Origin of the sequence: Streptomyces sp. NPDC059897 (assembly GCF_042730865.1) — a bacterium.
Lineage (GTDB): Bacteria > Actinomycetota > Actinomycetes > Streptomycetales > Streptomycetaceae > Streptomyces.
In genome coordinates this window covers 294,534-311,692 of record NZ_JBHWKQ010000005.1, presented here as the reverse complement: position 1 = coordinate 311,692, position 17,159 = coordinate 294,534, and the positions used below count along the sequence as shown (strand labels likewise).

Here is a 17,159-nt window from a genome sequence, read left to right as displayed (position 1 = left end):
TTTTGGTTTATACTTCTGTGGTTTGCCCGCGTTAATCTATTTATGTTGTTATGGATTTCTTTACTCATTAGCCCCACATAAATGTTTTGTCGTGACTACCTATTGGTTGGCCCCGCCTTCTTGTGCGCCCGGGGCCCGTTACCGCCGGGCCCGGCTGCGGCCGGGCGGGAGTGCGGGGCGCGCGGGCCGCCGGTCCAGCGGGGCCGCCGACGCGTCCTCCTCGATGCGCAGCGCCAGCGCGGGGCAGCGGCGCACGGCCCGTACCGCGTTCGCCTCCGAGTAGGCGGGCACCGCCGCCTCCGCGACCGTCGGGAAGCCGTCGGGGCCCAACTGCAGCAGCTCCGGCACGATGTCCGCGCACAGGCCGTGCCCCCGGCACAGCGTCCAGTCGACGGCGAGCCGCTTCCCGCTGGGCGTCGAGCTCGCCGGCGCCTCCGCGTGCAGCGGCAGCACACCGAGCACCGGGCGGCCGCAGCCGGCGCCCAGGACGTGCGCGGCCAGGTCGTCCGTGAACGCCGAGATCGTCGACTCGATGAACGCCGCCGAACCGTCCGGGTGCTTGCACGCCCCGCGCCGCTTCACCGCGCGCGTGACCTCGCGCAGCGCCTCAAGGGCGGCCGGCCCGCCACCGTTCAGCACGTCCTCCAGGCCGCGCGCCGCCGCGGGCAGCCCCAGGTAGCAGGGGCCGCACTGGCCCGCGCTCTCCGAGGCCAGCCACTGCGCCACCTTCAGGGCCTCGCCGAGCGGGCAGGTGTCGGGCCCGATCGGCAGGATCGCCCCGGCGCCGAGCGCGCCGCCAGAGGCCTCCAGGGAGGCGCGGGAGACGATGGCGTCCTGTGCGCCGACCCCGTCGAGCCACTTGCCGTGATAGCCGCCCGTGAGGACGCCCTGGGGGAGCGGGGGAGCGCCCGCGAGCTGGAGTACGTAGCGCAGCGGGACGCCGGACGGCACTTCCAGGACCATCGGGCGTGCGACCGCCCCGGAGAGCGTCAGCAGGACCGTGCCGGGCTCGTCGTGCAGGCCCGTGCGGCAGTAGCGCTCGGCTCCCGTGCGGGCGGCGACGGCGAGTTGGGCGAAGGTCTCCGCGTTCGACAGCAGCGTGGGGGCGCCGCCCACCCCGGAGTCGGAGGCGCGGACCTTGCGGCCCGGCGGCATCGGCGGGCCGCCGTCCGCCGAGCGGATCAGGGCGGAGGACTCGCCGGTGACCATGCGCACCGGATTGCGCTGCACACGCGCGCGTAGCGGCGAATTGCGGCGGTTCGACAGGCCGCGCTCGGCGAGCGCCGCCTGCATCGACGCCTCGGTGGAGTCGCGGGTCACCCCGACGACGAGGGTGCGCGCGCCGATCGCCTCCGCGACGAGCAGGGCGCCGTCCAGGATCAGGTGCGGGGCCCGGTTGATCAGGACCGTGTCCTTGCGGCAGGCGGGCTCGTCCTCGCTGCCGTTGACGACGACCACCGGGCGCACCCCGCGCCGGATCGCCGACTCGGCGACCGCGCGGAGCTTCTTGGCGAAGGGGAAGCCTGCGCCGCCGCGGCCGCGCAGGGATATCGCCTGGGCCAGTTGCGCGAGCTGTTCGCCCGCCATGGGCTCCAGTGGTCCGTGCACCTTGAGGTGCATGTCGAGGTCGAGCCGCTCCACGAGGTCGAACCCCGAAGTGAGCTGGGGAAGACCGACGACCCGGACTTCCGGGACGTCGGGCAGTGCGGTGTTCACTGCGTGCCTCCGTAGGGCGTGGTCCAGGGCTCGCCGGAAGCGGGTGCTTGGTAGGGGCCGGGGAGCGGTTCGGTGGGATCGGGCGCTTCCTTGTAGGGGGCTTCGTGTGCGCCGTGGTTCGTGCTGTTTCCGTAGGAGGCGGGGTAGCCGGGAACGCCTCCGTAGGGGGTGTCGTACGTCGGGTCGTACAGGGAGGGTGGGGCCTGGGCCGGTGGGGGCGGGGAGGGGGCGGGCCAGCGTTCGGTGGGTGCGGGTGCCGTGGGCTGCGCGTACTGCTCCACGTAGGGGGCCGAGTGCTGCTCCACGTACGGGACCGACTGTGTGGGCAGCTCCGAGCGGGGGAGGGCCGACACCGCGCGGTAGGCGGCGGCGAAGCCGATGTCGGACTGCGTAGGTGTCGGCGTCGGTGGCTGTGTCGGTATCGGGGGAGCGGGATCGAAGGTGCGCGGTGCGGGCTCGGGGCGGGGCTGCGGGAGGGGGGAACCGGCCCGCCTGGTGCCGCTCGCGCGCGGTCCCGCGTCCAGGAATTCGAGGATGCGCACCGCCACCTTGCGGCGCACGGCCTGCGGCGACGCCCGCAGGGCGATCGCGCCGGCCACCGCGACCAGCGCCAGGCAGTACAGGACGGTCACGTAACCCTTCGCGGGCCGGCCCGAGTACAGGCCGTGCATGAGGGCGAAGCACCAGGCCGGGTAGGCGAGCATGTGGGTCGCGCGCCAGCGGGCGGCGAGCCGGGCGGGGGAGGCCATGGAGCTGCGCAGCGCGCCCGTGACCCCTGTGGTGATCATGAGGAGTCCGGCGGTCACGCCCAGGCCGATCAGGCCCGCGCTGCCGCTGAAGCCCCCGGAAAACGGGATCAGCGCGCCGAGCAGCGTCACGTGCGAGAGCGCGAGCTTCACGCTGATGTGCAGCAGCAGGAAGACCAGCGCGGCGACCGCGGTGATCCGGTGCACGGCCTGCGCGAGCAGTCGCTGCCGCGAGGTGAGGAAGACCCGGTCGGAGGCGACCAGGCCCCAGACGACGGACGAGGTCAGGGAGACCAGCGAGAGCACGCCCGCGCCGAAGTCGAGCGTCGCCCGCACGGCGTCGCTCCCGATGGACACCAGTACGGGCAACAGGAGGAGGACGCCCGCGATGAGCAGCCCCGTTCTCCTGCGACGGCCGGTGCCGGGGTTACGTGAACTCATCGGCGTACGAAGGGAGTTCAGGGAGCGAGAGGTTCGAGGGTTCATGGGGGTGACTCCGAACGGTTCGGCACGGTGGTCCCACGGCCCGCACTCTAGATCGAGGCATACCGGGCAGTACGGGGTTTGAGTTATCTCGCTGTTATCTACGAGATGTTTGCTCTCTGCGTTGTCCTGATAGAGGGCGGTACGCCGAGTAATCCCTGGGGTACGGCGGGCCGCGGGGAAGCCCGTCGCGGGCCGGACGAGGGCTGCGGTACCCTGACGCCATGCGTGCCGTACGCCTTCTGCTTAGCGAGCCGCGCTGATCAGTCCCGACCCGCCCCCGGGGTGAGTGGTCGGAATCGGCGCGGCGTCCCCTCCTGTGCGAGGGGCTTTTTCATTTCCTAAGCACGGGACTTCCTGAGCACTGGCCGCTGGCAGAGACGATCGATGGAGCTTTGAGGATCATGAGCGAGACGAACACCGCCGCCGCTTCCGAGGCGGCGGTCGCGCCGCACCGCTATACGGCGGCCATGGCCGCCGACATCGAGGCACGCTGGCAGGACTTCTGGGACGCCGACGGCACGTACGAGACGCCCAACCCGAGCGGTGACCTGGCCGGGTCCACCGAGGCCGACCGGGCGGTCGCGTCGCGGCCCAAGAAGTTCATCATGGACATGTTCCCGTACCCCTCCGGCGCGGGCCTGCACGTCGGCCACCCGCTGGGCTACATCGCCACCGACGTCTTCGCGCGCTTCCAGCGCATGACCGGGCATAACGTGCTGCACACCCTGGGCTTCGACGCCTTCGGCCTGCCCGCCGAGCAGTACGCCGTGCAGACGGGCACGCACCCGCGCGCGTCGACCGAGGCCAACATGGTCAACATGAAGGCGCAGCTGCGCCGCCTGGGCCTGGGCCACGACAAGCGCCGGTCGTTCGCCACGATCGACCCGGAGTACTACAAGTGGACGCAGTGGATCTTCCTGCAGATCTTCAACTCCTGGTACGACGACGACCTGAAGAAGGCCCGTCCGATCGCCGACCTGGTCCAGCAGTTCGAGACCGGTGAGCGCGCCGTTCCCGGCGGCGGCTCCTGGAGCGGGCTGAGCGAGCGCGAGCGCGCCGACATCCTGGGCGAGTACCGCCTGGCGTACGCCTCCGACGCGCCCGTGAACTGGGCGCCGGGCCTGGGCACCGTCCTGGCCAACGAGGAGGTCACCGCCGACGGCCGCTCCGAGCGCGGCAACTTCCCCGTCTTCAAGTCGAAGCTGCGCCAGTGGAACATGCGCATCACGGCCTACGCGGACCGCCTGATCGACGACCTGGACGGCCTGGACTGGCCCGAGGCGATCAAGCTGCAGCAGCGCAACTGGATCGGCCGCTCCGAGGGCGCGCGGATCGACTTCGCGGTGCCGGACGCCGACGGCTCCGGCCAGGAGAAGATCACCGTCTTCTCGACCCGCCAGGACACCCTGTTCGGCGCCACCTACATGGTGCTGGCCCCCGAGCACGACCTGGTCGAGAAGATCACCCCGGCCGCCTGGCCCGAGGGCACCCACGACGTGTGGACGGGCGGTCACGCGACCCCCGCCGAGGCCGTCGCCGCCTACCGCAAGCAGGCCGCCTCGAAGTCCGACGTCGAGCGCCAGGCCGAGGCCAAGGACAAGACCGGCGTCTTCACCGGCGCGTACGCGACCAACCCGGTCAGCGGCGAGCAGGTCCCGGTCTTCATCGCCGACTACGTGCTGATGGGCTACGGCACCGGCGCGATCATGGCCGTCCCGGCGCACGACAGCCGCGACTTCGCCTTCGCGCGCGCTTTCGAGCTGCCTATGCGGTGTGTTGTCGAGCCGTCGGACGACCGCGGCACCGACCCGGCGACGTGGGACGACGCGTTCGTCGCGGGCGACGCCAAGCTGGTCAACTCCGCCGGCGAGGACATCTCCCTGGACGGCCTGGGTGTCGCCGACGCCAAGGCCCGCATGACCGAGTGGCTGGAACGCAAGGGCATCGGCACGGGCACGGTCAACTTCCGGCTGCGCGACTGGCTGTTCAGCCGCCAGCGCTACTGGGGCGAGCCCTTCCCGATCGCCTACGACGAGGACGGCATCGCCCACGCGCTGCCCGAGTCGATGCTGCCGCTGGAGCTGCCCGAGGTCGAGGACTACAGCCCGCGCACCTTCGACCCGGACGACGCCGACACCCGGCCCGAGACGCCGCTGTCGCGCAACGAGGACTGGGTCAACGTCACGCTGGACCTGGGTGACGGCCGTGGGCCGCGCAAGTTCCGTCGCGAGACCAACACCATGCCCAACTGGGCGGGCTCGTGCTGGTACGAGCTGCGCTACCTGGACCCGAACAACAGCGACAAGCTGGTCGACCCGGAGATCGAGCAGTACTGGATGGGCCCCCGCGAGGGCATGCCCACCGGTGGCGTCGACCTGTACGTCGGCGGCGCCGAGCACGCCGTACTGCACCTGCTGTACGCGCGCTTCTGGTCGAAGGTGCTGTTCGACCTGGGCCACATCTCGTCGGCCGAGCCGTTCCACAAGCTGTACAACCAGGGCATGATCCAGGCGTACGTCTACCGGGACGCGCGCGGGATCGCCGTACCGGCCGCCGAGGTGGAGGAGCGCGACGGCGCGTACTACTACCAGGGCGAGAAGGTCTCCCGCCTGCTGGGCAAGATGGGCAAGTCCCTGAAGAACGCCGTCACGCCGGACGAGATCTGCTCCGAGTACGGCGCGGACACGCTGCGTCTGTACGAGATGGCGATGGGCCCGCTGGACGTCTCCCGGCCGTGGGACACGCGCGCGGTGGTCGGCCAGTTCCGGCTGCTGCAGCGCCTGTGGCGCAACATCGTCGACGAGACGACCGGCGAGGCCACCGTCGTGGACGTGCCCGAGGCGGACATCGACGTGGCCACGCTGCGCGCCCTGCACAAGGCGATCGACGGTGTGCGCGGCGACCTGGAGGGCATGCGGTTCAACACCGCGATCGCCAAGGTCACCGAGCTGAACAACCACCTGGTCAAGTCGTACGCGGGCGGCCCGCTGCCGCGCTCCGTCGCCGAGCGCCTGGTGCTGCTGGTCGCGGCGCTGGCCCCGCACGTCGCCGAGGAGCTGTGGCGCAAGCTGGGCCACAGCGACTCCGTCGTCCACCAGGACTTCCCGGTCGCCGACCCCGAGTACGTGGTCGACGAGGCCGTGACCTGCGTCGTCCAGATCAAGGGCAAGGTCAAGGCCCGCCTGGAGGTCTCCCCGGCGATCTCCGAGGAGGAGCTGGAGAAGATCGCCCTGGCCGACGAGAAGGTCGTCGCGGCGCTGGACGGTGCCGGTATCCGCAAGGTGATCGTGCGGGCGCCGAAGCTGGTGAACATCGTGCCCGCGTAAGCGTCCTTGCATGATCGTCAGCGCGTGACCGTCAGCGCGTGACCGTCAGCGCGTGATCGTCTGCGCGCAACGGTCTCGGGGTTGTTCCCTACGGGCAGGTTGGGGGTTCCGCTGGAACCCTCGGCCTGCCCGTTCCGTTTACGGTGGAGAGACCGGTTGAGCGGGGCGACCTGAAGGAGAGCGCGATGGAAACCGTGCTAGTGATCATGGCGCTGATTTTCGTCGCCTTCCTGGCGTTCGGCGGATACATGACGGTGAAGGCCGTCGGCGCCGCCAAGCGCGGGGTGGACCGCAAGGTCGAGCAGGCGCGGCGGGCGGTGGAGGACACCACGCTGCGCGCGAAGAGCTTCGCGCAGCCCGGCGCGGCGGCCGAGGTGGCACAGCTGCGGCTGAAGCTGCGCACCTCCATGCGTGCCACGCAGGACGCGCTGCACGAGCGGGTGGCCGAGGACCCCTCGCTCAAGGAGTCCCTCGGCCTCTTCGAGCGCCTGAGCGCGCACGGGCACGAAGTGGACGCCGAGCTCAAGCGTCTGGAGGGCGAGCCCGACAAGGGGCAGGTGGCGCGGGTGCTGCCGGAGCTCAGGACCCGTACGGAGCAGATCACGCGGTCCGCCGACGCGCTGCGGCACGCGGCCCGCGACCGGGCCGGCCGGTTCGCGAGCGACGACCTGGACGCGCTGAGCTCGCAGATCGACCTGGAGGCCGGGGCGCTGCGGCACTGGACGTCGGAGCCCGCGCAGGAGTCGGCCGCCGGTCCCGGCCCCGCGCAGGAGCGGGACAGGGAGCGGAACCGGGCCGCGATCACTCCGCCAGGTGTACGCCCCGTGTACCCGTGGGAGAAGAAACCCCGCCCGGAGAGCACGACTTGAACCGATGCCGGAGGGTAGGGGCCGGGCTGCCGTGCACCGGCCGCGGCAGGTAATCTCCGGTGCATGTCCCGCCATGTCGCGATCGTCACCGATTCAACGGCCTACCTGCCGCAGCGGACGATGGAGCGCCACGGCATCACGGCGGTGCCGTTGACCGTGGTCCTGGGTGACCGGGCGCTCGAGGAGGGTACGGAGATCTCCGCCCGCTCGGTCGCGGAGGCGCTGCAGAAGCGCCGGTCGGTGACGACGTCGAGACCCAGCCCGGAGCTGTTCGCCGAGACCTACCGCGAGGTGGCCGAGTCCGGCGCCACCGCCATCGTCTCGCTGCACCTGTCCGCCGAGATCTCCGGGACGTACGACGCCGCGGTGCTGGCCGCGCGCGAGGCCCCGGTACCGGTCCGCGTTGTGGACACCGGAATGGTGGCCATGGCCCTCGGCTTCTGCGCGCTCGCGGCGGCGGAGACGGCCGAGGCGGGAGGCACCGTCGACGAGGCGGTGAACGCGGCGGAGAAGCGGGCCTCGGGCACCTCGGCGTACTTCTACGTCGACACGCTGGACTATCTGCGCAGGGGCGGCCGGATCGGCGCCGCGCAGGCGCTGTTCGGGTCCGCGCTCGCGGTCAAGCCGCTGCTCCAGCTCGACGGCGGCCGCATCGAACTCCTGGAGAAGGTCCGCACGTCGTCGAAGGCGATCGCGCGGCTGCAGGAGATCGTGGCCGAGCGGGCGGGCAGCGCGCAGGTGGACGTGGCCGTGCACCATCTGGCCGCGCCGGAGCGGGCCGAGGCACTCGCGGAGTGGCTGCGCGAGCGGCTGCCGGGCCTGGCCGAGCTGCATGTCAGCGAGGTGGGCGCGGTGATCGGGGCGCACACGGGGCCGGGGCTGCTGGGGGCCGTGGTCTCGCCCAGGACGTAGGGAGGCGGCCCGATGACGGGCGCTCCGTCGTCGCTCGTGTGAGTGGCGGGGTTTTCCACAACTGCCGGGTTCTCCCCGGGAATTGAGCAAGATCCACTCGTGGGTGGCGTGCTGCCTAACGTCTCGTGTCATGGAACTTCGATCACGGACACGGGCGACGTACGCATCCAGCGGGCCGGGGCGCGGCCGCACTTCCGACGGCCGCACTTCCGACAGCCGGGCCCGGCAGCGGCACGTGGCGCGGCGGCGCGCGCGGCGCAGGCGCGTCGAGGCGGAGCGGACCCGGGTGCGGGCGGAGGCGCTGTTCGCGCCACCGCCGTCGGCGGGGGTACCGGGACGTGTCGTGTCGGCGGCGGCGTCGGAATCGGCGTCGGTGTCACCGGAGGCGGTGGTGCCACCGGAACGGGCGGCGTCGGTGCCCTCGTCGAGGCAGCGTGCCGTGCTCGCCGTGCGGGACCGGTTGCCGTTGTGGGTGCAGACGCGGTGCGGTGTCGAGCGGCGCGGGGCCGTTGCGCTGGCCGTCCTCGTCGCGGTGGTGGGGCTCTTCGCCGTGCAGCACTTCTGGGCGGGGCGTACGCAGCAGGTGCGGGCGCCCGAGACGGTGCGGGCGGCGGCGCCGCGAGCCGTGGAGCCACCGGGCGGCGGCGTCTCCCCGGGCGCTTCGGGGCCGGGGCCCGTGGCGACCGGTGCCGCCGGGGTCGTCGTGGACGTCGGCGGGAAGGTCCGCAGGCCAGGGGTGCGTCGGCTGCCCGCCGGGTCCCGTGTCGCGGACGCGTTGCGGGCAGCCGGTGGGGTGCGGCCCGGTGCGGACACCGCGGGGCTCAACAGGGCGCGGCTCCTCGTGGACGGCGAGCAGGTCCTGGTGGGCGAGCCCGCGACGGCGGCCGCAGCGCCCGCGGGTGGGTCCGCGGGAGCGTCGGAGCCGGCGGGCCCGGTCGGCCTCAACACGGCCACCCTGGAACAGCTCGACACCTTGCCGGGCGTCGGCCCCGTGCTGGCGCAGCACATCGTCGACTACCGCACGGAGCACGGCGGTTTCCGCTCCGTCGACGAACTGCGCGAGGTCAATGGCATCGGCGACCGCCGCTTCGAGGATCTGCAGAATCTCGTGCGGCCATGAACCGCACGGCCATGAACCGCACGGCCATGAACCGCACGGCCTTGAGGGGTGAGCGGGAGGCGCCGTCCGTGGCGGGCCGGCTCGGTGACGCGCATCCGCGTCAAGAGGGGCCGCTGGACCTGCGGTTGGTGCCGCCCGCGCTCGCGGCGTGGGGCACGGCGGCGCTGGCGGTGACCGGTTCGCCGTGGTGGGCGGGGCTCGTGGCGGTGGTGTGTGCGGTCGGTGGGGCGGGGTTGTTGCTGGCGGGGCGCGGTGGGGCCCGGGGCGGGGTGCCGGGCTGGCGGGGTCCGTCGGCGGCGGCGCTGCTCCTGTGCATTGCCGCCGCCGCGACCTCCGCCGGTCTGCACGGGGCCGACCTGCGGCGCGGTCCCGTGCCCGAATTCGGGTCCCGATTCGCCCGGGTGGAGGCCGAGTTGGAGGTGACCTCCGATCCCCGGCTCACCCGGCCGAGGGTCCGCGGGGACCACGCGGCGCCGACGTCGGTGCTGGTGGAGGCGGACGTGGTGCGGGTGACGGGGACGGACGGGGGCGAAGCGCGGACACGGGCGCCGGTGCTGGTCGTGGTGAGCGGGGGAGGCAAGGAGGACAGGGCGGCAAAGGGTGACAGCGATGCCCTTTCCCCGGGAGCCACCAGCGATGCCCTTTCCCCGGGCGCCACCGACAAGCCGCCGCAGGTGCGCGGCCGTTCATGGCTTGCCGTGCTGCCGAGCACCCGGTTGCGGGTGCGGGGCAGCCTCGCGCCGCCGATGGTCGCGGGGGACCGGGTCGCGGCGGTGCTGCGGGTCGGGAGCGGGGAGCGGGCGTGGGTCGTGGGGGCGCCGAGCCGGTCGCAGCGGGTCGCCGGGGCGCTGCGGGCGGGGCTGCGCGAGGCCACGGACGGGCTTGAGGCGGACGCGCGCGCACTGCTCCCCGGGCTGGTCGTCGGCGACACGGCGCGCGTGACACCGGAGCTGCACGTCGCCTTCGAGGAGACGGACCTGTTGCACCTCATGGCCGTCAGTGGGGCCAACTTCACGATTCTGCTCGCCCTGTTGATCGGCCCGCCCGGCACCGCCCAACTCGTGGAGCGGCGTGGGCTCGCGCCCCGGGTCGGGCTGCCGTTGCGGACGACCGCGGTGCTCGGTGGAGCGCTCACGCTCGGCTTCGTGGTGGTGTGCCGGCCCGAGCCGAGCGTGCTGCGGGCGGCGTCGTGCGGGCTGATCGCGCTGCTCGCCGTGGCGACCGGGCGCCGCAGATCCCTGATCCCCGCGCTGGCCACGGCGGTGCTGCTGCTCGTCCTGTACGACCCGTGGCTGGCGCGGAGTTACGGGTTCCTGTTGTCGGTGCTCGCCACGGGCGCGCTCCTGACGCTGGCCCCGCGGTGGAGCGCGGCGCTGCGGCGGCGCGGGGTGCCGGGGCGGCTCGCGGAGGCGCTGGGGGCCGCCGCTGCCGCGCAGGCGGTGTGCGCTCCGGTCGTCGCGGTGCTCGCGGCGCGGGTGAGCTTGGTGGCGGTGCCGTGCAATCTGCTCGCGGAGTTCGCGGTCGCGCCCGCGACCGTGCTCGGGTTCGCGGCGCTGGCGACGGCGCCGCTCGCGATGCCGGTGGCGAAGGCCCTGGCCTGGTGTGCCGGTTGGCCCACGGGGTGGATCGCGGACCTCGCCAGGGCCGGGGCCGCCCTGCCCGGCAGCGGGGTGGACTGGCCGGGCGGCTGGCGCGGCGGGGCCCTCCTCGCGCTCGGCACGGTGTTCCTCGTGCTCGCCGGGCGCAGGGTGCTCCGGTCGCCCTGGATCTGCGGGATCTGCGCGCTGCTGCTCGTCCTGGTGGTCACGCGGCCCGCGCCGCTGGTGCGGGGTGTCACCGGCTGGCCGCCGGCCGGCTGGCGTCTGGCCGTGTGCGACGTGGGGCAGGGCGACGCGCTGGTGCTCGCGGCGGGGGCGGGGAGCGGGGTGGTGGTGGACGCGGGACCCGATCCGTTGCTCGTCGACCGGTGTCTGCGTTCGCTGGGCGTCACCCGGATCCCGGCGGTGGTGCTCACGCACTTCCACGCGGACCACGTGGCCGGGCTCGCGGGGGTGCTGCGGGGGCGGGCCGTCGGGCAGATCGAGACGACCGGGTTCGAGGAGCCGCCGGGCCAGGTGGCCTTCGTACGGAGGGAGGCAGCCGTGCGCGGGGTCCCGGTGGTGCGCGCGGCGGCGGGGGAGCGGCGCAGGGCCGGCCCGCTCGACTGGCAGGTGCTGTGGCCCCCGCCGGACCCGGCCGCGACGCCGGACGGGCCGAACGACGCGAGCGTGACCCTGCTCGTCCGCGTCGCGGGGATGACCCTGCTGCTCCTCGGCGACCTCGAACCACCCGCGCAGCGGGCCCTGTTGAGAACGCCCGCCGGGGCCCGGCTGCCCCCGGTCGACGTGCTCAAGGTCGCCCATCACGGCTCGGCGTACCAGGATCCGGGGCTGTTGCGCAGGGCCGGGCCCCGGGTCGCGCTGATCTCGGTGGGCCGTGACAACCCGTACGGTCACCCGGCCCCCAGCACGCTGGCGGCGCTGCGGGCGCGCGGGACCGCCGTGCTCAGGACGGACCGGGACGGGGCGGTCGCGGTCGTGGGAGGGGGTGGGGACGCGCTCCGGGTCTTCCCATAGCACCGCGGGCGCGGACGCAGGGTCGAGTTCTTGCCATGTGGGCACATGTTGCCTCGAAACTGCCCACGATGATCGAATGCCTGTCGAATACAGAAGATCAGGTAGTTGTACAGGCGTTCTGGGGTGGGTAGGGCATGTTCGGTCGTTGGCGCAGAAACCGCACTAACCGGTCAGTAGGTTCGAGTTCCCTCACGGGGACGGCGATGCCGCCGGGTGCGGGGGTGCTCAGCGGCCGGATCATCGACGCCGTCGGCGAGCCGGTGCGCGGTGCCGAATTCTCGGTGAACGACGCGATGGGGCGCAAGGTGGTGAGCGGGGGCGTCGACCCGTTCGGTTCGTTCGTGGCGACCGTGCCCGCGGGGGAGTATCGGCTCGCCGTCTCGGCCGAGGGGTACGCGCCGTTCCGCGGCGGGATCACCGTGGCCGAAGGTGAACAGGCGGCGCTCGGTGACGTGACGCTCCAGATCTCCGCGCCGCCGCCGCTGCCGACGCCGGGGGACTGGGAGGTCGAGCCGACGCACTCCTCGGTCGGGTTCACGGCGCGGCACATCGGGATGGCGCGGGTCTACGGCCGGTTCAACACCTTCGCGGGGGTGCTGCGGGTGGCCGAGCGGCCCGAGGACTCCGCGATGCACGTCGTCATCGACGCCTCGTCCATCGACACGAACGTGAAGATGCGCGACGACCACCTCAGGTCCGCGGACTTCCTCGACGTCGAGCGCTTCCCGACGCTGGAGTTCTACAGCGACCGTTTCGTGCACAAGGGCGGCAACCGGTGGGCGATCACCGGGGCCCTCTCGCTGCACGGTGTGACCCGGACGGTCACGCTGGACGCCGAGTACCTGGGCGTGGGCACCGGCATGGAGGGCGAGACCCGGGCCGCCTGCCGCGCGAGCACGGAGCTGCACCGCGACGACTTCACCGTGAGCTGGCAGACCATGCTGGCGAAGGGCATCGCCGTCGTCGGCTCCAGCGTCCGCATCGACCTCGACATACAGGTCGTGCCCAAGGGCTGACCCCGTGCGGCGCGGCGCCGTCGGCGTACCGGAAAATGGTGGCGTGAGCGATGTGAGACACGTACTGGTGCTGCCCGACCGCGACGCCGCGGAGGAGGCCGTGGAGGCGCTCCGGGAGCGCTTCGGGGTGACCGAGGAGCCCCAGCTCGTACGGGACGCCCTGGCCGGTGAGGACGACGCCGAGGACGCGCAGTGGCTGGTGGTCGTCGAGGACGCGGCGGGGCGGCTGGCCGCCGAGGAGCTGGACGGGTTCGCCGGCGAGTGGGACGGGTGGCGCGAGGAGCCTTAGGGCGCGCGCCGGTACCTGCCTGTTCGGCCGTCGGCGCCTGCTCGCCCCCTCCGTGGGGCCGGCGCCCGCCTCCGTCGGGCCGGCCCGTGGCCCGTCCCGTAGGCCCCTTGTTGTCAGTGGCGCGTGGGATGCTTGGGCGCGATGGCCAGGAAGAGTGCAAACGACGAACCGCTCGCTCCCCTCACCGTCGCGGTGGGGCAGGAGGAGCTGCTGCTCGACCGCGCGGTGCAGCAGATCGTGGCGGCCGCGCGCGCCGCGGACGCGGACACCGACGTACGGGACCTCACCCCTGATCAGCTCCAGCCGGGGACGCTGGCCGAGCTGACCAGTCCCTCGCTGTTCGCCGAGCGCAAGGTCGTCGTCGTACGCAATGCGCAGGACCTTTCGGCGGACACGGTCAAGGACGTCAAGGCGTACATCGGCTCGCCCGCCGAGGAGATCACGCTGGTGCTGCTGCACGCCGGCGGCGCCAAGGGGAAGGGCCTCCTTGACGCGGCGCGCAAGGCCGGGGCCAGGGAGGTCGCCTGCCCCAAGATGACGAAGGCGTCGGATCGGCTGGCATTCGTGCGGGCCGAGTTCCGGGCGCTCGGGCGGTCCGCCACCGGTGAGGCCTCGCAGGCGCTCGTCGACGCCATCGGGAGCGATCTGCGGGAGCTGGCGTCCGCCGTGTCGCAGCTCGCCGCCGATGTCGAGGGGACCATCGACGAGGCCGTCGTCGGGCGGTACTACACGGGGCGGGCCGAGGCGTCCAGCTTCACCGTCGCCGACCGGGCCGTGGAGGGGCGGGTGGCCGAGGCGCTGGAGGCGCTGCGGTGGTCGCTGTCGACCGGGGTGGCGCCGGTGTTGATCACCAGTGCGTTGGCCCAGGGGGTGCGGGCGATCGGGAAGCTGTCGTCCGCGCGTGGGGGGCGGCCGGCGGATCTCGCGCGGGAGTTGGGGATGCCGCCGTGGAAGATCGATCGGGTGCGGCAGCAGATGCGGGGGTGGACGCCGGACGGGGTCGCTGTTGCGTTGCGGGCTGTTGCCGAGGCGGATGCCGGGGTCAAGGGGGCCGGGGATGATCCCGAGTATGCGTTGGAGAAGGCCGTGGTGACCGTGGCGCGGGCTGCCCGTGCGCGCGGGCGATAGAGGTCGCCCCCGCCGCCCCTACCCGTCCCATCCCTGGGGGCTGCGCCCCCAGACCCCCCTGGCGGCCTTCGGCCGTGTCCTCAAGCGCCGGACGGGCTGGAGATGGGCGCTCGGCCGTGTCCTCAAACGCCGGACGGGCTGGAGATGAGTGCCCGGACGGGCTGGAGATGAGTGCCCGGACGGGCTGGAATAAGGCGCCCAACGGACCGGAACGCACCGAAGCCCCGCCCTGGGGAAGGGCGGGGCTTCGGGTCAAGCTTGGTGTGAGCCCGCACCCGCGTGGCGAACGCAGATCGCGTGCGGGCTCTGGGTGTCGGTCGGGGGCGGATGAGAGGGCCCGCCCGGGTCCCACCGACGGTCGATCAGGTCAGGTCAGGTTCAGGCCTGGATGGACGCGACCTTCGAAGCAAGCGCCGACTTCTTGTTGGCGGCCTGGTTCTTGTGGATGACGCCCTTGGAGACGGCCTTGTCGAGCTGACGCGCGGCAGCGCGCTGGGCCTCGACGGCCTTCTGGACGTCACCGGAGGCAGCGGCCTCGCGGGCCTTGCGGATCGAGGTCTTGAGGGAGGACTTCACGGCCTTGTTGCGCAGCCGAGCCTTCTCGTTGGTCTTGATCCGCTTGATCTGGGACTTGATGTTCGCCACGAAATGAGCCTTTTCAGGTTCAGGCACGGATCAGTTGAGGGACCCGTACCGGTGATTGTCACTGAGTGCGTGCCTCGCGCTGAGAGGGCAAGAGACACAGCTGCCCACGGTATCAGCCGTCATCCAGGCGGCCCAAACCGAGCGCAGCCCCCCGCTCATGGGACCATGGAGGCTACGTATTGATCCCAACCGAGGCCGACCTGAGGCAGAAGGCCTCAAGAGACAGGACCCTGCGTGCCCGCGATCCCTAAAAATGTGCCCGAGCCGAGCCGCACCGACCCGGCTCTGATTCGCAACTTCTGCATCATCGCGCACATCGACCACGGCAAGTCCACGCTCGCCGACCGGATGCTCCAGCTGACCGGTGTGGTCGAGCAGCGGCAGATGCGTGCTCAGTACCTCGACCGGATGGACATCGAGCGAGAGCGCGGCATCACGATCAAGTCCCAGGCGGTGCGGCTGCCCTGGGCCCCGACCGAGGGGCCCGACAAGGGCAGTACCCACATCCTCAACATGATCGACACGCCGGGCCACGTGGACTTCACGTACGAGGTCTCGCGCTCGCTGGCGGCCTGTGAGGGCACGATCCTGCTCGTCGACGCGGCGCAGGGCATCGAGGCGCAGACCCTCGCCAACCTGTACCTGGCGATGGAGAACGACCTCAAGATCGTTCCGGTGCTCAACAAGATCGACCTGCCGGCCGCCCAGCCGGAGAAGTTCTCGGAGGAGCTCGCCAACCTCATCGGCTGCGACCCCGAGGACGTGCTGAAGGTCTCCGCGAAGACCGGCATGGGCGTCGAGGCGCTGCTCGACAAGGTCGTCCACGAGGTCCCGGCCCCGGTCGGCGTCAAGGACGCCCCCGCCCGCGCGATGATCTTCGACTCGGTCTACGACTCCTACCGCGGCGTCGTGACGTACGTACGAGTCGTCGACGGCCAGCTCAACAAGCGTGAGCGGATCCGGATGATGTCGACCGGCGCCACGCACGAGCTGCTCGAGATCGGTGTGTCGTCCCCCGAGATGACCCCGGCCGACGGCATCGGCGTCGGCGAGGTCGGCTACATCATCACCGGCGTGAAGGACGTCCGTCAGTCCAAGGTCGGTGACACGATCACCTCCCTGCACAAGGGCGCGACCGAGCCCCTCGGCGGTTACAAGGACCCGAAGCCGATGGTCTTCTCGGGCCTGTATCCGCTGGACGGCTCGGAGTACCCGGACCTGCGCGAGGCCCTCGACAAGCTGCAGCTCAACGACGCCGCGCTGGTCTACGAGCCGGAGACCTCGGCCGCACTCGGCTTCGGCTTCCGCGTCGGTTTCCTCGGTCTGCTGCACCTCGACGTGATCCGTGAGCGGCTCGAGCGCGAGTTCGGGCTCGACCTCATCGCCACCGCCCCCAACGTGGTCTACCGCGTGGACATGGAGGACGGCACCGAGCACCAGGTCACGAACCCGAGCGAGTTCCCCGAGGGCAAGATCGACAAGGTCTACGAGCCCGTCGTGCGCGCCACGCTCCTCGCGCCCAGCGAGTTCATCGGCGCGATCATGGAGCTCTGCCAGACCCGCCGCGGCACCCTCCTCGGCATGGACTACCTCTCCGAGGACCGGGTGGAGATCCGCTACACCCTCCCCCTCGCCGAGATCGTCTTCGACTTCTTCGACCAGCTGAAGTCCAAGACCCGCGGTTACGCGTCCCTGGACTACGAGCCCACCGGCGAGCAGGCCTCCGACCTGGTGAAGGTCGACATCCTGCTGAACGGCGACCGCGTCGACGCGTTCTCCGCCGTCACGCACAAGGACGCCGCGTACGCGTACGGCGTGCGCCTGGTGGCCAAGCTGCGGGAGCTCATTCCGCGGCAGGCCTTCGAGATCCCCGTCCAGGCGGCCATCGGGTCCCGGGTCATCTCCCGCGAGACCATCCGCGCCATCCGCAAGGACGTTCTCGCGAAGTGCTACGGCGGTGACATCTCCCGTAAGCGCAAGCTGCTCGAGAAGCAGAAGGAGGGCAAGAAGCGGATGAAGATGGTCGGCTCCGTCGAGGTGCCGCAGGAAGCCTTCATCTCGGTGCTCTCCAGTGACGACGGCGGCGGCTCCAAGAGCAAGAAGTGAGCCACTGACCACACAGGGTCCGGCAGGCGTTCGCGCCGCCGGGCCCTGCTTTTGTGTAAGCCCTGTGAGGGGTGGGGGCGAAGCGCGCAGTCGGGTGAAGTCGGAGGCCGGAGCCCCTTACGCGGCGGGCGGGTGACCCTTACCCTGATCACTGCCCAATGGTTACTCACCAGTTAAACAAGCCG

General features: G+C 71.9%; 12 protein-coding genes. 9 read left to right on the top strand and 3 right to left on the bottom strand.

Annotation, left to right across the window (positions count from 1 at the left end):
* Window positions 1–138 precede the first annotated feature (138 nt).
* Together ACFV9W_RS08950 and ACFV9W_RS08945 are read right to left on the bottom strand one after the other, a co-directional pair.
* Entirely contained in the window at window positions 139–1,716 is a 1,578-nt protein-coding gene (locus tag ACFV9W_RS08950) for an NADH-ubiquinone oxidoreductase-F iron-sulfur binding region domain-containing protein (protein WP_385757048.1), read from the bottom strand.
* Window positions 1,713–2,903: a cytochrome b/b6 domain-containing protein gene (locus ACFV9W_RS08945; protein WP_385757046.1), complete on the bottom strand. Its 1,191-nt coding sequence runs from the start codon at window positions 2,901–2,903 to the stop codon at window positions 1,713–1,715. The genes ACFV9W_RS08950 and ACFV9W_RS08945 overlap by 4 nt, the downstream gene beginning before the upstream one ends.
* A 446-nt stretch (window positions 2,904–3,349) precedes the next feature.
* On the opposite strand from ACFV9W_RS08945, the gene leuS reads away from it, so the two are divergent.
* From leuS to holA, 8 genes are all read left to right on the top strand, one after another.
* Entirely contained in the window at window positions 3,350–6,274 is a 2,925-nt protein-coding gene (gene leuS / locus ACFV9W_RS08940) for a leucine--tRNA ligase (protein ID WP_385757044.1), read from the top strand.
* 185 nt (window positions 6,275–6,459) lie between these two features.
* On the top strand, window positions 6,460–7,143 hold the full coding sequence (locus ACFV9W_RS08935) for a hypothetical protein (protein WP_385757042.1): 684 nt from the start codon (window positions 6,460–6,462) through the stop codon (window positions 7,141–7,143).
* Window positions 7,144–7,206: 63 nt separating this feature from the next.
* On the top strand, window positions 7,207–8,055 hold the full coding sequence (locus tag ACFV9W_RS08930; protein WP_385757040.1) for a DegV family protein: 849 nt from the start codon (window positions 7,207–7,209) through the stop codon (window positions 8,053–8,055).
* A gap of 130 nt (window positions 8,056–8,185) precedes the next feature.
* Window positions 8,186–9,175: a helix-hairpin-helix domain-containing protein gene (locus ACFV9W_RS08925; protein ID WP_385757038.1), complete on the top strand. Its 990-nt coding sequence runs from the start codon at window positions 8,186–8,188 to the stop codon at window positions 9,173–9,175.
* Window positions 9,176–9,201: 26 nt separating this feature from the next.
* Window positions 9,202–11,790 (top strand): ComEC/Rec2 family competence protein, encoded by a 2,589-nt coding sequence (locus ACFV9W_RS08920; RefSeq protein ID WP_385757067.1) that lies wholly within the window; start codon window positions 9,202–9,204, stop codon window positions 11,788–11,790.
* 134 nt (window positions 11,791–11,924) lie between these two features.
* Window positions 11,925–12,806: a YceI family protein gene (locus ACFV9W_RS08915; protein WP_385757036.1), complete on the top strand. Its 882-nt coding sequence runs from the start codon at window positions 11,925–11,927 to the stop codon at window positions 12,804–12,806.
* A gap of 43 nt (window positions 12,807–12,849) precedes the next feature.
* A complete protein-coding gene (locus ACFV9W_RS08910; protein WP_385757035.1) occupies window positions 12,850–13,095 on the top strand; it encodes a hypothetical protein in 246 nt (81 codons plus the stop codon).
* Window positions 13,096–13,236: 141 nt separating this feature from the next.
* The gene (holA, locus tag ACFV9W_RS08905; RefSeq protein ID WP_385757033.1) at window positions 13,237–14,223 is read left to right on the top strand and encodes a DNA polymerase III subunit delta; all 987 of its coding nucleotides are present in this window, start codon (window positions 13,237–13,239) and stop codon (window positions 14,221–14,223) included.
* A gap of 378 nt (window positions 14,224–14,601) precedes the next feature.
* On the opposite strand, the gene rpsT is transcribed toward holA, so the two are convergent.
* Window positions 14,602–14,868, bottom strand: coding sequence for a 30S ribosomal protein S20 (gene rpsT / locus ACFV9W_RS08900; RefSeq protein WP_385757032.1), 267 nt, complete (start codon window positions 14,866–14,868; stop codon window positions 14,602–14,604).
* 234 nt (window positions 14,869–15,102) lie between these two features.
* Between rpsT and lepA the strand changes: the two genes are divergently transcribed.
* On the top strand, window positions 15,103–16,974 hold the full coding sequence (gene lepA / locus ACFV9W_RS08895) for a translation elongation factor 4 (RefSeq protein WP_385757030.1): 1,872 nt from the start codon (window positions 15,103–15,105) through the stop codon (window positions 16,972–16,974).
* Window positions 16,975–17,159: the final 185 nt, after the last annotated feature.